Source organism: Brevibacterium sp. LAARM3_SD1 (genome assembly GCF_057364765.1).
Genome location: NZ_JBNFOL010000002.1, coordinates 169368 through 188341, shown reverse-complemented (window position 1 = coordinate 188341; position 18974 = coordinate 169368). Strand labels below are relative to the sequence as shown.

Annotated in this window: 15 protein-coding genes and 2 pseudogenes; 2 read left to right on the top strand and 15 right to left on the bottom strand. The window is 62.5% G+C overall.

The window, feature by feature from the left end:
• Positions 1–9: 9 nt before the first annotated feature.
• The 7 genes and pseudogenes from AC2W7L_RS01855 to wecC form a co-directional block, all read right to left on the bottom strand.
• The gene (locus tag AC2W7L_RS01855) at positions 10–891 is read right to left on the bottom strand and encodes a fumarylacetoacetate hydrolase family protein (protein WP_486003015.1); all 882 of its coding nucleotides are present in this window, start codon (positions 889–891) and stop codon (positions 10–12) included.
• 108 nt (positions 892–999) lie between these two features.
• Entirely contained in the window at positions 1000–1989 is a 990-nt protein-coding gene (locus AC2W7L_RS01850) for an aldo/keto reductase (RefSeq protein ID WP_486003014.1), read from the bottom strand.
• Positions 1986–2888 (bottom strand): amidohydrolase family protein, encoded by a 903-nt coding sequence (locus AC2W7L_RS01845; protein ID WP_486003013.1) that lies wholly within the window; start codon positions 2886–2888, stop codon positions 1986–1988. Before AC2W7L_RS01845 ends, AC2W7L_RS01850 begins: the two co-directional genes overlap by 4 nt.
• Complete coding sequence (locus tag AC2W7L_RS01840) at positions 2885–3301, bottom strand: RbsD/FucU family protein (RefSeq protein WP_486003012.1); 417 nt, start codon at positions 3299–3301, stop codon at positions 2885–2887. Before AC2W7L_RS01840 ends, AC2W7L_RS01845 begins: the two co-directional genes overlap by 4 nt.
• 11 nt (positions 3302–3312) lie before the next feature.
• Positions 3313–4632: pseudogene (locus tag AC2W7L_RS01835) on the bottom strand (sugar porter family MFS transporter); the annotation flags it as partial.
• A 192-nt stretch (positions 4633–4824) separates the two neighbouring features.
• A pseudogene (locus AC2W7L_RS01830) lies at positions 4825–6114 on the bottom strand (enolase C-terminal domain-like protein); the annotation flags it as partial.
• Positions 6115–6389: 275 nt separating this feature from the next.
• Positions 6390–7649, bottom strand: a complete 1260-nt coding sequence (gene wecC / locus AC2W7L_RS01825) for a UDP-N-acetyl-D-mannosamine dehydrogenase (RefSeq protein WP_486003011.1) — start codon at positions 7647–7649, stop codon at positions 6390–6392.
• A 301-nt stretch (positions 7650–7950) separates the two neighbouring features.
• On the opposite strand from wecC, the gene wecB reads away from it, so the two are divergent.
• Together wecB and AC2W7L_RS01815 are read left to right on the top strand one after the other, a co-directional pair.
• Positions 7951–9114: a non-hydrolyzing UDP-N-acetylglucosamine 2-epimerase gene (gene wecB, locus AC2W7L_RS01820; RefSeq protein WP_486003010.1), complete on the top strand. Its 1164-nt coding sequence runs from the start codon at positions 7951–7953 to the stop codon at positions 9112–9114.
• A gap of 11 nt (positions 9115–9125) precedes the next feature.
• On the top strand, positions 9126–10301 hold the full coding sequence (locus AC2W7L_RS01815; protein WP_486003009.1) for a glycosyltransferase: 1176 nt from the start codon (positions 9126–9128) through the stop codon (positions 10299–10301).
• A gap of 6 nt (positions 10302–10307) precedes the next feature.
• On the opposite strand, the gene AC2W7L_RS01810 is transcribed toward AC2W7L_RS01815, so the two are convergent.
• The 8 genes from AC2W7L_RS01810 to AC2W7L_RS01775 are packed head-to-tail and all read right to left on the bottom strand — an operon-like array spanning position 10308 to position 18934.
• Positions 10308–11096 carry a hypothetical protein gene (locus AC2W7L_RS01810; RefSeq protein WP_486003008.1) on the bottom strand — a complete coding sequence of 263 codons (789 nt, stop codon included), beginning with the start codon at positions 11094–11096 and terminating at the stop codon, positions 10308–10310.
• Positions 11093–11311 carry a hypothetical protein gene (locus AC2W7L_RS01805; RefSeq protein WP_486003007.1) on the bottom strand — a complete coding sequence of 73 codons (219 nt, stop codon included), beginning with the start codon at positions 11309–11311 and terminating at the stop codon, positions 11093–11095. The genes AC2W7L_RS01810 and AC2W7L_RS01805 overlap by 4 nt, the downstream gene beginning before the upstream one ends.
• Positions 11308–11961 carry a hypothetical protein gene (locus AC2W7L_RS01800; protein ID WP_486003006.1) on the bottom strand — a complete coding sequence of 218 codons (654 nt, stop codon included), beginning with the start codon at positions 11959–11961 and terminating at the stop codon, positions 11308–11310. The genes AC2W7L_RS01805 and AC2W7L_RS01800 overlap by 4 nt, the downstream gene beginning before the upstream one ends.
• The gene (locus AC2W7L_RS01795) at positions 11951–12526 is read right to left on the bottom strand and encodes a polysaccharide pyruvyl transferase family protein (protein WP_486003005.1); all 576 of its coding nucleotides are present in this window, start codon (positions 12524–12526) and stop codon (positions 11951–11953) included. Before AC2W7L_RS01795 ends, AC2W7L_RS01800 begins: the two co-directional genes overlap by 11 nt.
• Positions 12523–15123, bottom strand: a complete 2601-nt coding sequence (locus tag AC2W7L_RS01790; protein WP_486003004.1) for a glycosyltransferase — start codon at positions 15121–15123, stop codon at positions 12523–12525. The genes AC2W7L_RS01795 and AC2W7L_RS01790 overlap by 4 nt, the downstream gene beginning before the upstream one ends.
• Positions 15116–15976 (bottom strand): hypothetical protein, encoded by an 861-nt coding sequence (locus AC2W7L_RS01785; RefSeq protein WP_486003003.1) that lies wholly within the window; start codon positions 15974–15976, stop codon positions 15116–15118. The genes AC2W7L_RS01790 and AC2W7L_RS01785 overlap by 8 nt, the downstream gene beginning before the upstream one ends.
• Entirely contained in the window at positions 15969–18602 is a 2634-nt protein-coding gene (locus AC2W7L_RS01780) for a glycosyltransferase (protein ID WP_486003002.1), read from the bottom strand. Before AC2W7L_RS01780 ends, AC2W7L_RS01785 begins: the two co-directional genes overlap by 8 nt.
• Positions 18599–18934 carry a hypothetical protein gene (locus AC2W7L_RS01775; RefSeq protein WP_486003001.1) on the bottom strand — a complete coding sequence of 112 codons (336 nt, stop codon included), beginning with the start codon at positions 18932–18934 and terminating at the stop codon, positions 18599–18601. The genes AC2W7L_RS01780 and AC2W7L_RS01775 overlap by 4 nt, the downstream gene beginning before the upstream one ends.
• Positions 18935–18974: the final 40 nt, after the last annotated feature.

The window sequence follows — 18974 nt, the reverse complement described above, 5'->3', positions numbered from 1 at the left end:
TCTGCTTGCTCAGCTGAGAAGTAGATCGGCCCCGACCCCCGCAGGAACCTCGACTTCGAAGAACTCCTGGCGCTGCCGGCCCAGTCCTTCGATCTCGACCTCGGACACATCGCCGGGAACCAGATAAGGGAACTTGCCCGACAGTGCTACCCCCTTTGGAGTCCCGGTCGAGATGATGTCGCCTGGCTCCAGCTGCATGTACTGGGACAGGCGAAAGACAATGTCCTCGACGGGGAAGATCATGTCTGAGGTCGATGACCCCTGGCGCGGTTCGCCGTTGACCCAGCTGGAGAGTGAGAGATTGTGGGCATCGATGGAATCCGCTGTCACGAGGACCGGGCCCAGTGGCATGGAATCCTTTACGCACTTGCCCTTCGACCACTGTCCGCCGGAATGGACCGACTGATAGTCGCGCTCGGACAGGTCGTTCGCGGCAAGGTATCCGCCAATCACGTCCAGGGCTTCCTCCCGACTTTCGAGATATGCAGCCTGCTTGCCGATGACGATTCCCAGCTCGACCTCCCAGTCGAACTTCTCTGCCCGCGGAGGGATGCCGATAGCGTCGTACGGGCCGGTGATCGTATTCGGCGTCTTGAAGAAGATGATGGGCTGTTCAGGTGCAGGGTCACCGGACTCGGCCGCATGCTCGACATAGTTCTGTCCGATGCAGATCACCGCGGATGGGCGGGTGATCGGGGCTCCGATCCGCTGACCCTCGATTTCGATTGTCGGGAGGCTTCCCTCTGCCAGAGCCCGTTCCACTCGTGCCGGGCCGTCTGCCCAGAACGACGGGTCGATATCACTCACAACGCTGCTGATATCGAAGTGCTCGTCTCCGACTCGGACTACTGGGGTTTCCTGATCGCGTGCGCCGATTCTCATGAACTCCATGGGGTATCTCCTTCTGCTGGTGAAATTGACGGGACCGAAACGTCGGTCACTTGCTGTGGGTGAGAGTGGGAACAAGCGCACCCCGTCCAGGACGCGCCTGCGGACCAATCAGCCGAATGACTTCGGATCGGCGGCGATCAGCCCGGTGTCGACGGCCTCCGCCCAGAACGCGTCGGGGACAGGCTGTCGGAACAGGTCAGCGTTACGACGCACCTGATCGGCGGTGCGCATTCCAACCGTCACGTTTGTGATAGCCGGGTCCCTGAAACTGAATGCCAGGGCAGCGGACGGAAGAGTCGTGCCGTGAGCCGCGGCCAGAACTGCGAGCTTCTGTGCTTTTTCTACGACGTGGCGCGGCGCCTCCTCATAGTTGTACTTCGCCTGTGCAAGTGGATTTTCGTTGGCAAGGATTCCAGAGTTGAAGATCCCGACGTTGACGATTCCTACGCCACGACGCTCGCACTCAGGGATGAGCTCTTCGCGCCCGCCTTGTTCGAGCAGGGTATAGCGACCGGCCTGCATGACGAGATCGATATCCGTTTCGCGGACGAACCGAGTGAGCATGTCAGCTTGGTTCATCCCTGCACCCCAGGCTCCGATGATGCCCTCGTCGCGAAGCTGATTGAGCATAGGCACCGCGCCGTTGAACGCCTCGGTCCAAAAGTCGTCGGGGTCATGGATGTAGACGATGTCGATTTTGTCCAGGCCCAGCCGCTCAAGGGATTCCTCGATAGAGCGTCGAACGCCGTCACCGGAGTAGTCGCGTACACGTGCCAGGTCACCCGGCACCGCAAAGCCCTCGTCATCGAGCTCGCGCGGGTGGTCAGCCGGACGGATCAGGCGACCCACCTTCGTCGAAAGCAGGAAATCTTCTCGCGGCTTATCGGACAGCGCTTCTCCGAGGCGGCGCTCGCTCAACCCGAGACCGTAGTGGGGAGCGGTGTCGAAGTACCGCATTCCCTGGTTCCAGGCTTCCCTGACAGCACCGATGGCAGTCTGGTCGTCAATGCGCCGGTAAAGATTACCGATCGGTGCTCCGCCGAAGCCGAGGCTGCGTTGGTCATGCAGTCGACGGACGACAGGATTCTTGATGGTCATGAGCGACTCCTCAATCCGTAGAAATCAATGGCGGTTCCACCGGTGACCGCGGCTGTCTCAGTGGCGGTCAACCGTTTGCGGAACTCAGAGTTGGCCGCGCCCATCCAGTCGGAGGCCGTGAGATCGTGGGCGAGGGTGGAGACCGGATGATCTGTCCCGAGCATCGTCCGCTCTGCGCCGAACACGTCGATCATCTCCAGAGCGTCGCGCACGAGGTCACGTGCACGGTCGACTCCGACGGTGCCGACGATCTGACCTGGCAATCCGGAGAACTTCACGTGCAGACCGGGCAGATCGGCAAGCTTCATCATCGACCTTGCCCAGTCTTCGTGATCTTCGATGGGGCCGTCGGGCAAGGGTTTGCCGAGGTGATCGATGACGATTCCGGCGGCCGAGCCGCGGGCTTCCGCAATCGAGCTCAGGAAACCGGAGAGTTCCGGAAGCTGAGCACACCGGACGCAGATGTCGAATGTCAGCCCGGCGTCGAGGACGGTGATGATCCCTTCTTTCAGCACGGCTGCCGCTTTCGACGTACGAATGTCGAGATCGCCGAGAGGCCGGCCCTCGAAGTTGTCTCGCACCCCCACCACGAGTGGATTCTCAATCAGTTTCACAATCACATCGCCGAGGTGGGGGTCCGTGAGGTCGACAGCTGCCACGAGTCCCCAGATAGTGGAGTATCGCTCGGACAGTTGGATGAGCCAATCCACTTCGGCCATGGTCTGGTCGTGTCGTGCACCGGCTTCTACGACAACAGCTCCGCCAGTCGACGGCGGAATGTCTGCGGGCAGACTGGAATGCGGCAGTTGTGGAATTTCGGTCATCCATGGGTAGTCGAACCTGCTCCTGTCCCACAGGTGCAGATGGGCATCGACGACGGGAGACGGAGTCTTAATCATTCGCTGATGACCCCGACCGTGACGAGAAGGTTCGCATATTGGCGATCATCACCGGTGGCAATGACGACGGCGACGTCAGATTCGCGTGCGGCATCGTAGAAAGCGAAACGCTCGTGACCGGTGAACTCGACTTTGGGAAGGATCTCTTGGTAGCCGAGGACTGCCGGTGCTTTCGTCGATTCCGCCGTGAGCATGAACTCGCAGGCTTCTATTGTCAGTGTCCGGGTCAGAGGGGCGAGGATCTGGTCGACGGTGAGCAGACCTCGCGCGACGTTCAACCCGATGCGCTCGGCGCTGGCAGGCGCTCCAGTGACGTGCGGATAGTTGCCGTCCGCGAGCAGGATCTTCGATCCATGCCCGCACCTCGCTAGAGCAGCCAGCAGTTCCGGATGGGTGATCGGTGTGGTGAGCATAGATCCTCCGCTCAGTTCTGGACCGAGGATTGGGAGTGCTTGGCGGCGCGTTCGATCCGCCAATAGGCCTCGATCTCCTCAAGAGACTTGTTCGACGTTTCGGGCACCCGCGCGAGGACAAACCACAGTGCGGCCGCAGACAGCAGAGCGAAGATGAAGAACACAATTGATCCCATGGCGTCGAGGGCGACAGGGAAGGCCCAGGAGAAGACCGCATTGAACAGGTACTGGGCGAAAGTGATGATTCCCGTACCGATGGCACGGATCGACAGGGGAAGGACCTCGGGAACGAGCAGCCAGAAGACCGGCCCCATGCCGATGCCGAATGCGAAGGTGTAGATGAAGACCGCGAAGATGCTGATCCAGCCTGCGTCGGGCAGCAACCAGAGCGCGATCATGGCGATGGTCTGACCGATCATCGAGATCGCGAGCAGTTTGACTCGCCCGAGCTTGTCGATGATGGGCAAGGCGATCGCGGTGGAAGCGACGAGGGCGATACCTACGCCGTAGTTCGCATAGGCTCCTGCGTTGGCACCCATGCCGGATTCCGCGAAGATGATCGGTGCGTAGTAGACGACGGCGTTGATACCGGTGAAGACCTGGAAGAAGGTGAGGATGAGGAGGACGATCATCGGTCGGCGAGCCGAGTGCAGGACCATGCCGATGCCGCCTTCCTGCTGGGCGAGGCTGGCCTTGATGTCGTTGAATTCCAAACGGGCGATCTCTTCGGTGCCGCGCAGAGAGCCCAGCACCTTTCGTGCGTCGTCGTCACGGCCGCGGGTGATCAGCCAGCGGGGACTGGCAGGGGCGAGGACCATGCCGATGAGGAAGATAACGGCGGGGAGGGCCCCGATGCCGAGGATCCATTCCCACTTACCCGAGGTCTGGAATGCGTCGCCGACGATATATGCGGCAAGAATTCCGAAGTTCACGGCCAGTTGGTAGAGGCCGGTGAGGAGACCGCGGATACGGGTGGGGGAAAGTTCCGACAGATAGATCAGTCCGAACATGTTCGCGATCCCGACGCCCAGGCCGAGGAAGAACCGAGCAGCACCGAGCACTACTGGGTTGGGCGCGATGGCACAGGCGAGCGAGCCGACAAGGAAGATGACGGCGGCAACGATGAGGAGATGTCGACGATCGAAGCGCTTCGCCGCGATCGTGGCGCCGATGATCGATGGGAGAGCGCCCCACAGCAGCAACGAGGTGATGAGCCCTTGCTCTCCGACGTTGAGTCCCATCTGATCGATGAGGAGGGGGAGCGCTCCGGAGATTGCGCCCGAGTCGTAACCGTAGAGCAGCCCCGAGAATCCTGCGAGAACTGCAATGAGGATGACCTTGCCGGGAATCGGTTCTCTCGAATGGTCGCGGGCAATGTCAACAGCGGTATCAGATGATTCAGTCACGTCGTCGTTCCTGTTATGCGGTGGGGGTGGAATGTAGTGGGGGATCGGTGAGATGAGCGTTTGCTCAGACGGCGGTCCGGCCGGTGCGTTTGAGGCTACGGTAGCGGTCAGCTCCGTCCATTTCGGTCCTTCGGGGAAGGCAAAGTCCTGGAGCGTTTCGGGTTTGATCTCTGCTCCGGTGCCGGGCGCCGAAGGTGCCCAGTAGCGTCCGGATCGGACGTCGACGGGTGTGACGAAGTGTTCGTGCAGATGGTCGACGAACTCGATGCATCGATCTTCCATCGAACCCGAGACTGCGACGAAGTCGAACATCGACATGTGCTGGACAAGTTCACACAGGCCGACCCCGCCCGCATGTGGGCAGACCGGAACCCCGGCGTGGGCGGCGAGCAGAAGGTTGGCGATATTCTCGTTGACCCCGGCAACACGGGTCGCATCGATCTGCATCACGCGCAGAGCGTCTGCTTGCAGGAACTGCTTGAACAGAATGCGGTTCTGGCAGTGCTCACCGGTGGCGACTGGGGTCGGAGAAATGTGCTTCTGGATGTATGCGTGAGCGAGGACGTCATCGGGCGAGGTCGGTTCTTCGACCCAGCGCAGGTCGAACTGGGCGAGATCATGGAGCCAGTCGACAGCTTCGTTCGCATCCCAGTGCTGGTTCGCGTCGATTGCGATAGGGAAGCCTTCGCCGCAGATTTCACGAGCGATGCGCAGGCGTCGGATGTCGTCGTCGCGATTGCCGCCGACCTTGAGCTTGATCTGTTCGAAGCCTTCGTCGAGGGCCTCACGGCAGAGTCGGGCGAGTTTCTCGTCGGAGTAGCCGAGCCAGCCCGGAGATGTCGTGTAGGCCATGTAGCCGCGATCGCGCAGCTGCTGCATGCGTGCAGTCTTACCGGGCTCTGCCTTCTGCAGTATCGACAGGGCATCGGCAGCGCTCATGAAGTCGCTGAGGTAGCGCAAGTCAACCAGGTCGAGGATCTCCTGTGGGCTCATCGAGCCGAGCAGCTCCCACAGCGGCATTCCGGCACGTTTGGCTTTGAGGTCCCACATGGCGTTGACGACGGCGCCGATTGCCATGTGGCTGACGCCCTTCTCCGGGCCGAGCCAACGCATCTGCGAGTCATGGACGAGTTCCCTCCAAAAGCCGCCCATGTCATCGAGAATCGCTTCAACGTTACGTCCGATGATGGTTTCGGCGATGACTCGAATTGCCTCGGTCTGAATATCGTTTCCGCGGCCGATGGTGAAGACGAATCCGTGACCTGACTCAGCTGCCGGCGAGTCTGTGGAAACGATGAGGTACGCCGCTGAATAGTCGGGATCGGGATTCATCGCATCAGAGCCATCGAGGGCCAGTGACGTGGGGAAGCGCAGGTCGATGACTTGGACCTCGGTGATCTGAGACATGGATCCCTTTCTCGGACAAGATGGAGACTTATTGATTGGATGTGTTGGCGCAGAATCTGGCAAATACTAGTTAAACGCCAGTGTCTGTCTATATTTGAAGTCTAGACATCCTATGTTTGACCCGTCAAGGGTAAGTCTCGCACCCTGGCGAGAGCAGCTGTTCAAGGCTCTGGCCTTCCGCGAGCCGTGTGGAGCAGCTGTGGGCGAACGATTTCGGCCCGGCTCGGAGATATCTCCGAGCCGGGCCGAAAAGCTTCGATGTCAGCAGGTTGGTCTCAGCCCCACACCCCGCGCGTATCGTGGACGATCTTCTGTGTGAGGAGGGTCCGGTCGATGCGGGTGAACTCGTTGTGGTCAACGAGCAGCAGCACGATATCGGCAGCGCGAATGGCTTCGTTCACCTCAGTGAGCGTGACGTTCTCGCGCTCTTCGAGTTCCGAAGGCAGGTTGTCGATGTTCGGCTCGACCGCCATGATGTTCGCGTTGGGGAGCGCATCGGCGAGCTGTCCGACGATCTGCCGGGCCGGGCTCTCGCGCAGGTCGTCGATGTTCGGCTTGAACGCCAGACCAAGTGCCGCGATCTGCACATCCTGGATGCGACGAGCCTGGGGAAGGAGCTTGTCGAGCACATACCCGGGCTTCGAATCGTTGACCTCACGCGCGGTGCGGATCAGTGACGACTGCTCGGGTGCAGTGGAGACGATGAACCACGGGTCAACGGCAATGCAGTGGCCGCCGACACCGGGGCCGGGCTGCAGGATGTTGACTCGAGGGTGGTGGTTCGCGAGCTTGATGAGCTCCCAGACGTTGATGTCGAGTCCGTCGGAGATCACCGACAGCTCGTTGGCGAACGCGATGTTGACGTCGCGGTAGGCGTTCTCGGTCAGCTTCGCCATCTCCGCGGTACGAGCATCGGTCATGAGGAACTCGCCCTCGCAGAACAGCTCATAGAGATCGCGGGCACGTTCGCCGGCATTGCCGTTGAGGGTGCCGACGATGCGATCGTTGGTCCGCAGCTCGATCATGATCCGGCCGGGCAGCACGCGCTCAGGGCAGTGCGCGAAGTAGACGGTCTGTGCGCTGCCGGGTTTGAGCGTGAGATCCGGGCGTTCCTTGATGATCGTCTCGGCCAGGAACTCCGTTGCTCCGGGAGGCGAGGTCGATTCGAGGATGATGAGCTCGTTGCCTTCGAGGAGAGGCGCGATCTGCTTGCCCGCGGTCTCGATGTAGGACAGATCCGGTTCGTGCCCGTCCTTGAACGGCGTCGGCACAGCGACGATGTAGTTGTCCGCGTGCGGGGTCTCGGTCGTGGCCCGGAGGTACCCCTGCGAGACGACGCCGGCCACCGTGGTTGCCATGTCGGGTTCGACGAAAGGAACTTGACCGGCGTTGATCGTGGCCACAGCATCGGCGTTGATATCGACACCCACGACCTCTGCGCCCGAGCTGGCCAGAACAGCCGCTGTCGGAAGGCCGATGTAACCGAGGCCGATGACGGCGACCGAGGGGCGTTGGGAGGTGGCAGTGGGCGTCATAGGTGCGATGCTCCAAACTCGAGATGAACGACTTCTGATGTTACCCGAGGGCTTCTCGAGGCAACCTGACCACAATGACGCATGAAAAGACCCCTGACGTGACGTCATCATCAACTTTGGGTGAACGAGTTGTGAAAGTCTGCAGATTCCGCATGTGAGAGTGGACCCGTCATGATGAGATGAACGGAGTCGGTATGTCCAAGTTCCGCAGAACTGCATACCATTACCCACATCGGCATTGATGCGAGAACCCTGCCTCGCCGAGGCGGTCCCCGTGGTTCTCTTGACCAGGAGTTCGTGCGTGACCCCCACTGTCCTCACTGTTTTCGGCACACGGCCGGAAGCAATCAAGGTGGCCCCTCTCATCCGGGCGATCGAATCGAGCGCGACCCTGCGCTCCCGCACCGTCGTCACCGCCCAGCATCGTGAGATGCTCGACCAGGTCAACGACCTGTTCGGAATCGTTCCGGACGTGGACCTCAACATCATGTCCCAAGGGCAGACCCTCAACGGCATCGCCTCCCGTGTCATCGGAGAACTTGATTCCGTGTTGGAAGATGAGGCCCCCGACGCGGTGCTCGTCCAAGGCGATACGACCACAGTCATGGGAGCCTCGATCGCCGCCTTCAACCGCGGCATCCCGGTCATCCACCTTGAAGCCGGCCTGCGCTCCGGCAATCTGCTCAGCCCCTTCCCCGAGGAAGCCAACCGGAAGCTGACCAGTCAGATCTCCGCACTCCACCTGGCCCCGACCGCAAGGTCCCGCGACAACCTGCTGGCCGAGAGCGTCAACCCGGCCGACGTCGTCGTCACGGGAAACACCGTCATCGACGCCCTCCACATCGCAGTCGACATGAACGTCGCCCCCGCTGACCCGGTCGTCGCCGACTATGTCGCCTCCGAACGCCCGAAACTTCTCGTGACGACCCACCGTCGGGAGAACCTCGGCTCGTCCATGGAGAACATCGGCGACGCGCTGGCCGAACTGGCCGATGCCCGACCCGAACTGCTCATCCTGCTGCCGGCCCACCGCAACCCGCTCGTGCGCGAGGCCGTTCTTCCCCGTGTCGAGAAATTCGACAACGTGCTCGTCACCGAGCCGCTGTCCTACGGCGAGTTCACCACCGTCATGGCCGCCTCGGACGTCGTCCTCACCGACTCCGGCGGCATCCAGGAGGAAGCCCCCAGCCTCGGCAAGCCCGTCCTCGTCATGCGTGAGAACACCGAACGCCCCGAGGCTGTCACCGCAGGCTCGGTCAAACTCGTCGGCACCGACACCACCGTGATCACCACCGAGGTCTCCCGACTTTTCGACGACGCGCTCGCCTACGAAGCCATGGCGAAGGCCGTCAACCCGTACGGTGACGGACGAGCAGCCGCCCGATCGGTCGCGGCCATCGAATCGCTGCTCGGCGTCGGCGATCGCATCGCGGAGTTCGCACCAGACGTCGCCTTCGCCGACTGACGGCGACGACCGTGGCAGTTCAAACGCGCACTGTATTGGTGACCCGCATGGGTGTGGGCATCTTCGACCCTGTCTGGTGGCGAACCCGACTCGGACTCTTCAGCAGCATCACCGCCGCCAGCGTGGCAGCGATGGGAGCACGAGACGTGGTCTGGGCCATCCTGCTCGACTCGGACCTGCCGCCGTCCATCCTCGGCGATGTCCACGACGTCATCGACGCACACGGACTCACCGACACCGTTCGCTTCCACTTCGTCCCGGACCACTCCCGCCTCGGGGACACTGTGCGCGCGGCGATCAAAGCTGAGACGCACCCGAGCCGCCCTCTCCACGCCCAGCTGCTCGATGACGATGATGCGATCTCGGCCCGATTGCACGATGCCCACCTCGAGGCCTTCGAACCGGATGTCGCCGGGGCGCAGGTAGCCACGACGGCGAAAGGCGTCGGTATTGACGCACCGCGCGGCAACCGAGGCGAACTGATCTACCCCAGCCATGTCCCGAACTCGACCTTCTTCGGTTCAGCGGCCGACGTCGGTGACCTCATGCTCTCCTCCCACCGGAAATGGCTGACCACCGCGGTTCAGCGCGGGGGACTGGCCCACCGAGTCGAGACCGACACCGATGACTGGCTCTACCTCTACCATCGGCAAGGCGACGGGGACTACGACTCGCGGATCGCCCAATTCGGCGACTCCATGCGCCCGCTCACCCAAGCGGATCTCGACCCGTTCGGCATCGACCTCGAGGCGTTCCGAGTCAGCGTCGTCGAACACGAAGCAATCCCGGAGACGATGGGTCTGACGTGGCGTCGCACCCAGCCGCAGCAGTACGCACTGCTCGATCTGAACCGGCGAACGCGCAAGATCAAGCAGAAGTGCATCCGCATCAATTCCGACATCTTCGGACGAACCGAGCCGTTCTTCTACCTGCGCTCACCCCTGCCGGGGAAGTCCCGGAAAGCAGGCGCCACCGAGTTCATCGGCGTCGGTACCCCCGGCAGCCGCATCGAACTGTGGCTGAAGGGCAAGAACGACTTCAAACACATGGGGTCTGCCGAATGCGCCGACGACGGCAGCTGGTCGATCCGGCAGAACTTCCGAGCATCGAAATGGTCGGTCGAACTGCGTCAGTTCTCCGGAGACATCGTGGCCAATACGCTGCCGTTCCGCCTCACCATCACCTGAGGGTACTCAGTTGCCGACGACGTCCTTGAGGATCTTTCCCAACAGGGCGCGCTTCGGCGGGACATGCCCTTCGCCGGCATCGACGAGGTGGGACTCCACCTGGTGACCGTCGGGCAGAGCGTCGAAGAACGGCGCATAGTGATGCTCCATATGATCGCTGTCGCCGGAGTTCTGCACATAGAGCACTGAGTTGGCCACCGGGCTGCGGTAGAGCTCGATGACATCGGTGCACACCGGAAGCTCGTCGACGGGTTGTCCGCCCCACGCATAGTTGAGGTACCGGTTGACGATGACCGGCACATAGTTGCGGATCGTCGTTTGCGGATTCACCGGAACGGCGATCGACCCGGGAAACTGCGTGGAGTAATAGAGGGACGCGAAGCCACCACCGGAAGCGCCGAAGAACACGAGACGACGATCCGGACTGTCGAAACTGGAGATGATCTCCGTCAACGTCTCCTGCAGCTTCGGCTGCCGGCTGCTGCCGGCGTACCAACCGAGTTTGATCCGGGAATCGACGTAGAGCGAAGGATCGCTGATGAAGAGTCGATTCGCCGCGACGTCCTCGGAGAACGTGGATCCGGAGAACACCGGATACCGACGCACCGCCTTCGTGATCGCCGCATGGAAGAAGACGACGGTGGTGTCGAACCCACGATCGTCGTAGCACAGATCGACGGGGACGTCATCGAGCATGATCGTGTACGTCGTCGACGCTCCCGGGCGGGGTCCGGTGAAAGCGGCCACCGAATCGAATTGGTGATGCCCCTCTTCAGGAATCGTGCGCTCGATCATCTCTTCTTCTCCTCGCGGTCGGTCTCAGCGCGGCTCTGCGCCGGTAGATCGTCATCGGTGTGGGCGTCGGTATCGTGCAGTTCCTGCACCGCCCGTAGGACATCGGACAGCGATTCCTTCTGCGCCCGTTCTAGGCCTGCGCGGTAGAGCAGAGCCAATGCCTCGATCTGCAGACCCGACGTGTCGAATGTCGACTTCTCCTGTGAAGCGATCACTTCCGCGAACCAGCGACGTACCAGTGTTCGGTTCGCCGGATCCGGTTGTGGGTCTCGTCGATGGAGCTGCGGACCGTGCTCAGCGCCGAGTCGACTTCTTCACGGACTGCCGAAATGTCCCGCTCATCCAGACGCACGGCGCAGTCGGGAAATTTGAGCAGCTCGAACAGCCCGGGCATCTTGTGTCCGTGCGTCTCCGAATACACTCCGACGCTCGGCACCGCCTGAGCCGAGGCGAGGATGACCGAATGGAAACGAGACGTGACCAGCGCGCCGAGGCGGCCGACCTCGTCGACGAACGACCGGAACCCGGCCGGATCGACGAGTTCGACCCTGTCCGGACCAGCGATCTCGGTGAGATGGTCGGCGACTGCCGTGGAGATCTCCCTGTCGGCTCGGGTCTGGACGATGACCTTCACCTTTCCTCCGTCAGCCAGATGGGCTTCGGCCACCGAAGTGAAGAGCTGGAACGCCTGAGAGCGACGGAACTGCGATTTTCGCAGTTTGTTCTGCACAAATGCCGACCGGCGTGATCCCGGTCGGATTCCCATGTCTTCGGGTCGCAGAACGATGCCGAGGACATCCTCGTCGCGTATCTCATCCTCTTGGGCCCGAAGCCCCGGAACGAAGAAGCCGGGGTCAAGAAGCACCGAGCTCCCGACCCTTTTCGCGCGACTCGAGCCTGCGGGATTCGAGGTCGCGGTAAGCCGCTGCGTCGAGGCCCTGGTGGAGGAATTCCTCGAGTGCGGTCCCGAACGCCGTGCGGAACGGGCCGACGGTTGAGGGCAGCAGAACGACAGGCTTCCTCAGCGAATGCGCGGCGAGCGCGGGCAGGATCCTCCACACGAGGTCGATGAGGTTCTCCCCGGTCGCCGACTCGAAGAGATGCTCACCGCCATTGAGCACGACGAGGTCGACGTCGGCCATGCCGACATCCTCGGCGAATCGGTGCGGATGAGCGACATAGTCGATGAGCAGTTCGACCTCGTCACGACCGCCGCGTGCGCGGCCATCGGTCGGAACGATCAGCTGCTTCATGCCCTTGAGGGTGAATCCCGACTGCCTGCGAAAATGGTCCGACGGAGCGAGGAGAACGGCCGTCGAGGCATCGATGTCGACCTCCGCCCGGCGCAACAGCTCGAGGGCACCGGCGTTGATGGCGAGGTCACCCCAGTTCGAGGCGACATGCCCGTAGAACAGCATCGTCCGTGTCATGACGTCAGCCTACCGAGGACCGATCCCATGACCGCCCCCACGGCCGACCAGCTGCGCTCCGATTCCGTCCACGCGGCCGCTGCCTCCACCCGAGTCCGTGTCGAGGTCGGATTCTCGATGACTGAACCGATCGCCTCGGCGAGGGCATCGACGTCGCCGTTGGGCACGACCAGACCGCGCTCGCCATACCCGGCGATCTCCGCAAGCGCCGGGACGTCGGAGACGATGACGGACTTCTTAGCGGCCATCGCCTCAAAGGGTTTGAGCGGGGAGACAGCACGGGTCGCCGGGGTCAACAGGCGCGGATAGGCGCAGACATCGATGACCGAATAGAGATCGGCGACCTCTTCATGCGGGACCCGCCCCGTGAAGACGATGGTCGACTCGTCGAGACCGAGGTCGGCTGCCAACGACCGGATCCGTGCCGATTCGGCTCCGTCGCCGACCAGCAGTGCGCGCGCCTGGAGGCCGCGGCTGCGGACGAGGGCGATGGCACGGACGAGGACGTCGAGGCCTTCGTAGCCGACGAAGGTGCCGATGTAACCGATGACCGGGTCCTGTGCGCTCCAGCCGAAACGGGAGAGCACCTGCAGGTTCTTCTCGGCAGACGCGAACTCAGCCGTATCGACGGCATTGGGCATGATGCCGATCGGACGCCGGGTGCTCACCCTGTCGCTGATGATCTCGCGCATCGCCTCGGTGATCGTGACGACTTCATCGCAATGCTCCAGCACGGCATTCTCCAGCGCCACGGTGCGTGCACGACGGCCTTCCATCCGGGCGGTGTTCGCGGCCTCGTACACGAGTTCCCACATGCCTGAGACCTCGTAGACGACGGGAAGACCGAAGCGCTTGGCTGCGATGAGCCCCGGGAGGGCCGAGACATAGGTCGATCGCAGATGGACGGCCGTCGGTCGCTGACGGCGGATCACCTCGGCGAAATGGTCGATGGCTTCGCGCATGTACGCGAACTCACCATCGGCGCGGGCGGCCTCGCTGCCCAGTCGCAGGTAGCGGATCCCGTCATGGACCACCTCGGTGGTCGCCCCCGGCCCCAACGAATTCGCGGCCTCGGGAAAGCCCGGACGGGTGAGAGCGATGACCTCGAAGCCGCCTGCGGCGATGGTCTTCAGGACGCTGTGCGCCCGAACCGCGTAGCCGCCGCTCTGGTCCGGCGCGCTCGCGTGGAGGATGGTGAGGATCCTGCCGGGCACGGGCTCGAACGGCACCGCGGTGTTCTCGGACACGGATTCGAGTTCACCCAGCATCGCCGAGGCGGCTGCGGACTCGCTGATGAGAGGTCGGTCCGCGGCGGATGCGGACGCGGGATCGGCAGTGTCGGCGATCTCGTCGAAACGTCCGGTTCCGAAGAGAGCGCGGATGCGTCGCGCTCGGTAGATCTTTCCGCGGTCGGACGCCGGCACGGTATCGACGAGAGCCTTGGACTCGGCATAGAAGCCGGCGGCCAGGAGGTGTCCGGTCAGAATGTCGCGGATCGGTGCGGTCTGCCGCCTCGTACCGCGGAACCGCAGCAGCCGGGCGAACGCTCTGGTCGCAGAGGACAGGGGCAGCAGTCGGGATGATTCGATCCGAAGAGAGTCGACGACCGTGCGAACGTGTTTGGCCAGCACAGGTGACTCGACGATGGTCGCCAGTCCGAGGGCGGCTCCCAGCGCTTGGATATCGACTTCCGTCGGCAGGACGAGGTCCGAGCTCGGTCCTGCGTCGAGCAGTTCGGAGCCGCGGATCGAGATGATCGTCTGCTGTCCCGAACGGTTCGGTGTGAGCAGAATGGCTCGAGCCCGATCGAGGAGGGGCCGACCCACCGAGTCAGAGGTCGACAGTGCCGCTGAGACAGACTCGGCGACGAGTATGGGTACGACGGGCAGGATCGCGAGGGTCTCCAGTACCGGTGTCAGCGCTTGGCGAGCGAGCTCAGTCGGCGCAATCCGGATGCAGACGACGTCGTGCTGGATACCGACGGGAGCGTCATCGAGGGCGCAGACAAGCTCAGTGAGCCAGTCTGCATCCGCACCGAGAGAGTGGGTGACGGCATGCAGCTCGTGCTGAGCCGCTGGCTGCACATCCGACCCTGTTGACTCGAGCGTGATCGTCCCGACAGCGGAGATGGTCAGGTCGAAGGATCGGCGGGCGCCCTCACCGAAGTCGCTGTTCGGAGCCTCCTGCATGAGGGACTCCAGCCGTCTCCTCTGCCAGGGCTTCGCCCCTGTCGCGACCGCTTGATCGGCCAGCAGACGTGCCAGCTGGGCGCGTTCGTTCGTGGCCAACAGGTCAGCGACGAACCGCGATCGCAGCGATGATCCTTCGGCCACCGCAGTGTGGAAGAGAATCCGGCAGACCGTTGCCGACGACGTCAGACCGTTGAGCACGGAGCTGATCTTCCGCGCGGCAGTCTCCAGGTCATCGGCATGCTCGCTCAGCAGACGAGCGGAAGCCGCGATGCCGTCGACAATCGGGCTCTCGACGGGAACGCGGTTGGTTTGCCTGCTCTCACTCGACGGTTCGACGGCAGGAACGGACTCCAACACAGGTTCAGGTGCTGTTTCACGGGTGTCGACCTCGATACGTTCACTCATCTGCGGCCTCGCTGACGATAGCGTTGACGGCCGCGGCGGTGGCGGCTTTGGACAGTGGATTGTGGCCGCCGCGGACGTCGGAATACAGCGATACATCAAAACAGGATCGTTCACCGGATTGAGCGGGCAGAGCGTCGACCAGTGCGGGCAGCTGTGCGAGGGCATCGTTCTCGCTGGCGGCATTGAGCAGGCAACGAGTTCGGGGGATATGCCCGAACTCTGCGAAGGCGCGAGCGGTCGATGTCCTGTCCGGGAAGTTCTCCGCAGTGTCCTCCGGAGTCGCACCCTCGTAGGACTGGCGGGTGATCGTCGTGACGTACACCGGGATGTACTTCGTCCAGTCGATCTGCGGGTTGTTCACCAAGGCACGGCTGCCTTCGTCGCGGGCGGCTGCTTGGAGGGCCTGGAAGCCTCCTGCGCTGGTCCCGAAATACAGGCGAGCGGCCGACGGCACCTCGAGACACTCCGCGACGAATCGCGCCGTCTGGGCCATTGCGGGCAGTGCAAAGCGGCCGGGAGTACCTTGCCCCCACCCGATGCTGATCTGATTGTCTGTGCGCAGCGTCGGATCGGAGATGAAGAGGACATCGGCGTCGAAGTCGTCGACCCAGGTCCGCCGTTGGAAGATCTCCTGCGGATCCTTCCCCGGTGTCCTCCGGATTGCTCCGTTGAAGGCGATGACGAGCCGACCGGTCGGCTCTTCTCTCGACCACAGCAGAGCGGGAACCGTCACCGTTCCGGCATGGAAATCGAAGCGTTGGAAGAGACCGGGGCGTCGCTCGAGGCGGTCTCCGGGCAGCAATGTGCCCAGTCGCTCGAATGGGGGCTCTTCGCTGAGTGTGGCCTCAGACATGTGTGACGGCATGGAGTTCGGCGAGCTCGGCGTCCTTCCACGACGTCTTGCCGTAGAACCGCGTGAGTCGACGGATGAGGCTCTTGCACTCATCGATGTCCTCCTCGGCGGCGAACGCGAGCTTCTGGACGAACCATCCTTTGACGAAGGGTTCGAGCCGTTTGGCGTTGTAGTCCTCGAGCAGCCCGACCTCGCGCAGCCACGCAGACCTGTCCTCTTCCAGAGGCAGGTACTTCTCGTAGAAACGCGGGCCGATGGCGTTGACCGTCGAGTTCGTCACCGCGGCGTAATAGGTGTGGATCGGTGTCGACGTCAGCCCGATCCGGCGGGCGTGGAAGAGCATCTGCTGGAAGAAGTAGGAGTCCTGTCCGACGGCGCCGATCGGCTGATAGATGCCGAGGCTCTTCAGCCACTGTGTGTCGGCCACGAGCGCCTGAATGCTCATGGGCTGGAACTTCACGCGGGAGAGCGCATTGTCTTCGAGCACACCCTCTTCGCCGACGACCGGATGCAGAATGCCCGCGTTCTTGATCATGATCCGGTTGTGCTTGAACCGCATCATATTGCCGATGGCGAAGTCGTATCCGTGCTCTTCAACCATCTCGAGCAGCAGAGCATACCCGTCGTTCGTCTGCTCATTGTCTGGATCGAGATAGGTCACGTACGGGGTGCGCGTGAGTTCGAGCCCCTTGTTGCGTGGACGTGAGGCGCTGCCGGAACCGCCGGCCGGGAACCGGTGGACTCGAACGTTGGGATAGGCACGGTCGAGTTCGTCGAGGATCGCCGGAGTTTCGATGTCCGTGGACCCGTCGTCGATGAGGAGGATCTCGCAGCGGTCGAAGATCGAGGACCGGCGCAGGGATTCGAAGCACTTGAACTTCAGATGCGGACCGTTGTTGTAGACGGGAACGATCACGCTGATTTCGGGTTCTGCCGTGACCTCGATCGTCTCGACCCGCTCGAGGACGAGATCCGAGGCGATCGCCAGCGTCCTGCGCTCAGGTCCGACACCGTCACCGAGGCGGCTTCCGGCCGGGCACCACGTGGCGGTGATGTGCTGGTCGGAGTCGACCGGATCGACGAATTCGTAGAGAGGCTCGGTCGTATCGATCGGCAGAATCCGGACCTCGTCGACGTCGGTGAAGCGGAATGCGTTCACCGCGTCCTGCACGAGGTGAGGACCGAAATCGGAATGCCCGGTCAGGTCGATGACGACGTCGCCGTCAGCGCCGGCGACGCGGCCGGAATCATGTGGAAGTGCTGCCATCGGACCCGCGTAGGACTGTGTCAGGCGGAAGGCGTCGAAGTCCGATTCGGTCAGTCCGGTGACGTAGACCGTGTGATTGGGAGAGCCGGAGTCCAGCCCCATCTCCGCGGAGATCGTGTCGATGCGGTCGAAGGCGGTGTTGGCGGTGAAGGCGGCGCGGATTCCCGCCACCTGGGCCTCCCGGATGCTGCGCTGTGTCAGCGCCCGGTACGTCTGCTCCATGTCGAGAGCGGAGTCGGGCATGCACACCTGCGGATAGAGGGAGTTCACGCCCGCGTTGTAGTTCGAGACGATGAACGTTCCCATGGCCTGCAGCTCGATGATGCGGTTGGCATACATCGACTGGGAGTTCACAACCGAATTGAGGTTGATGCCCACAGGCAGAAGCCGCTGCAGATCGAGCAGTGTCTCGTGATCGATCGGCCGGTGCAGATGCGGCAGATACCGCTCAGGGAACAGATAGCGTTCGGCCTTGGCGAACTTCTCAGTGTCGAGTTCGAGGTTGCGGTCGACGATCGTGAGATCGGCTCCGGCCGACAACAGTCCGTCGAAGATCCGTTGGGCGGATGACTTCCGCTCCGGGTACTTGTGCTCGAACCAGGAACCGGCGAAGACGAATTCGCGGCCGGAGTGGCGCATGCTTCCGAGCGGATGGTGATGGACGAAGTTCACCGCGAAGGGCAGAACAGTCACCGGCACCTGGTTTTGGAGATACTCGCGGTATCGGGGCACGCATTCGACGGCGCTGGTGAACACGTGGTCGGCGAATTTCGCCAGGGGCGCGAACTGCTCGTAGTTCGGCGGATCCTCCTTCGAGTAGAAGGCGATCGGAATCTCATTCTCACGGGCGAAGGGGACAACCTGCGACTCGAGAACCTGGCGTGCCGGCGATCCCGACAGAGCGACGTTGAACCATTCGTCGTCGAGGCCGCGCCACGCAGACGTGATGAGCAGCAGGTCGATGTCCGCCATGTCCTGCTCATAGGTTTCGGGACTGATCGGCACCACATGAGCCGCGTCCTTGAGTGAGTCGAAGAGGAACCTGTCGGCGATGATTCCGATGCGCAGCTTCCGTCGAGGATCCCAATGCTGCCCCGTAGTCGTGGGCAGCTGCTCGGCCTTTTCGATGAGGGCTGAGACCTTGGCTTCGACGGGGGCGGCGAACGACCGGTGGCGCTCGAGGTATTCCTCACGTGACTCGGCCAGATTGATGTAGGGGTGCCGTCCGAGCAGCCCGTCGATGAAGTAGTCCGACTGCGTGTGCACACCGAGTGACTTCTGGCGCGTGCGGGTTGCCTTCAGTTCCTTGATGCGGGCGTCGAGGTCGGCCTGCCGCTTCTTGATATCGGCTTCCTTCATCGCTGACCACCCTTCTGCTGGGAGGTGCTGCTTTGAGGACGGCGCAGGCGCCAGTATGCACGCTGGACCTGCATGGCCTTGGAACCCAGCAGTCGTTCGAGGCGTTCGTTGACCGACGCGAGTTTCGCATCGCGTTTCGCGACTTCGTTCTTCAGCCGCACGATTTCCTTCTCGCGCTTGTCGATTCCGCCGAGCAGCTTCGACTCGCGGTCGTAGGCGCTGATGAGTTCCTTGGCGAGTTCGGCATTGAGGGACGAGGTCTCATCAATGAAGTGAGAGACGTTCTCGCGGACGGAGCCGAGGTCTTCGGTTCCGGTCGTGGTGGTCTTCAAATGGGCTCCAGTTGTCCAACGTCCGCAATGGAACTTCTGG

Excerpts from the sequence above, each read along its gene's own strand:
- AC2W7L_RS01855 (WP_486003015.1), bottom strand. The coding sequence starts at position 891 with ATGGAGTTCATGAGAATCGGCGCACGCGATCAGGAAACCCCAGTAGTC.
- AC2W7L_RS01850 (WP_486003014.1), bottom strand. The coding sequence starts at position 1,989 with ATGACCATCAAGAATCCTGTCGTCCGTCGACTGCATGACCAACGCAGC.
- AC2W7L_RS01845 (WP_486003013.1), bottom strand. The coding sequence starts at position 2,888 with ATGATTAAGACTCCGTCTCCCGTCGTCGATGCCCATCTGCACCTGTGG.
- AC2W7L_RS01840 (WP_486003012.1), bottom strand. The coding sequence starts at position 3,301 with ATGCTCACCACACCGATCACCCATCCGGAACTGCTGGCTGCTCTAGCG.
- wecC (WP_486003011.1), bottom strand. The coding sequence starts at position 7,649 with ATGACGCCCACTGCCACCTCCCAACGCCCCTCGGTCGCCGTCATCGGC.
- AC2W7L_RS01810 (WP_486003008.1), bottom strand. The coding sequence starts at position 11,096 with ATGATCGAGCGCACGATTCCTGAAGAGGGGCATCACCAATTCGATTCG.
- AC2W7L_RS01795 (WP_486003005.1), bottom strand. The coding sequence starts at position 12,526 with ATGACACGGACGATGCTGTTCTACGGGCATGTCGCCTCGAACTGGGGT.
- AC2W7L_RS01790 (WP_486003004.1), bottom strand. The coding sequence starts at position 15,123 with ATGAGTGAACGTATCGAGGTCGACACCCGTGAAACAGCACCTGAACCT.
- AC2W7L_RS01785 (WP_486003003.1), bottom strand. The coding sequence starts at position 15,976 with ATGTCTGAGGCCACACTCAGCGAAGAGCCCCCATTCGAGCGACTGGGC.
- AC2W7L_RS01780 (WP_486003002.1), bottom strand. The coding sequence starts at position 18,602 with ATGAAGGAAGCCGATATCAAGAAGCGGCAGGCCGACCTCGACGCCCGC.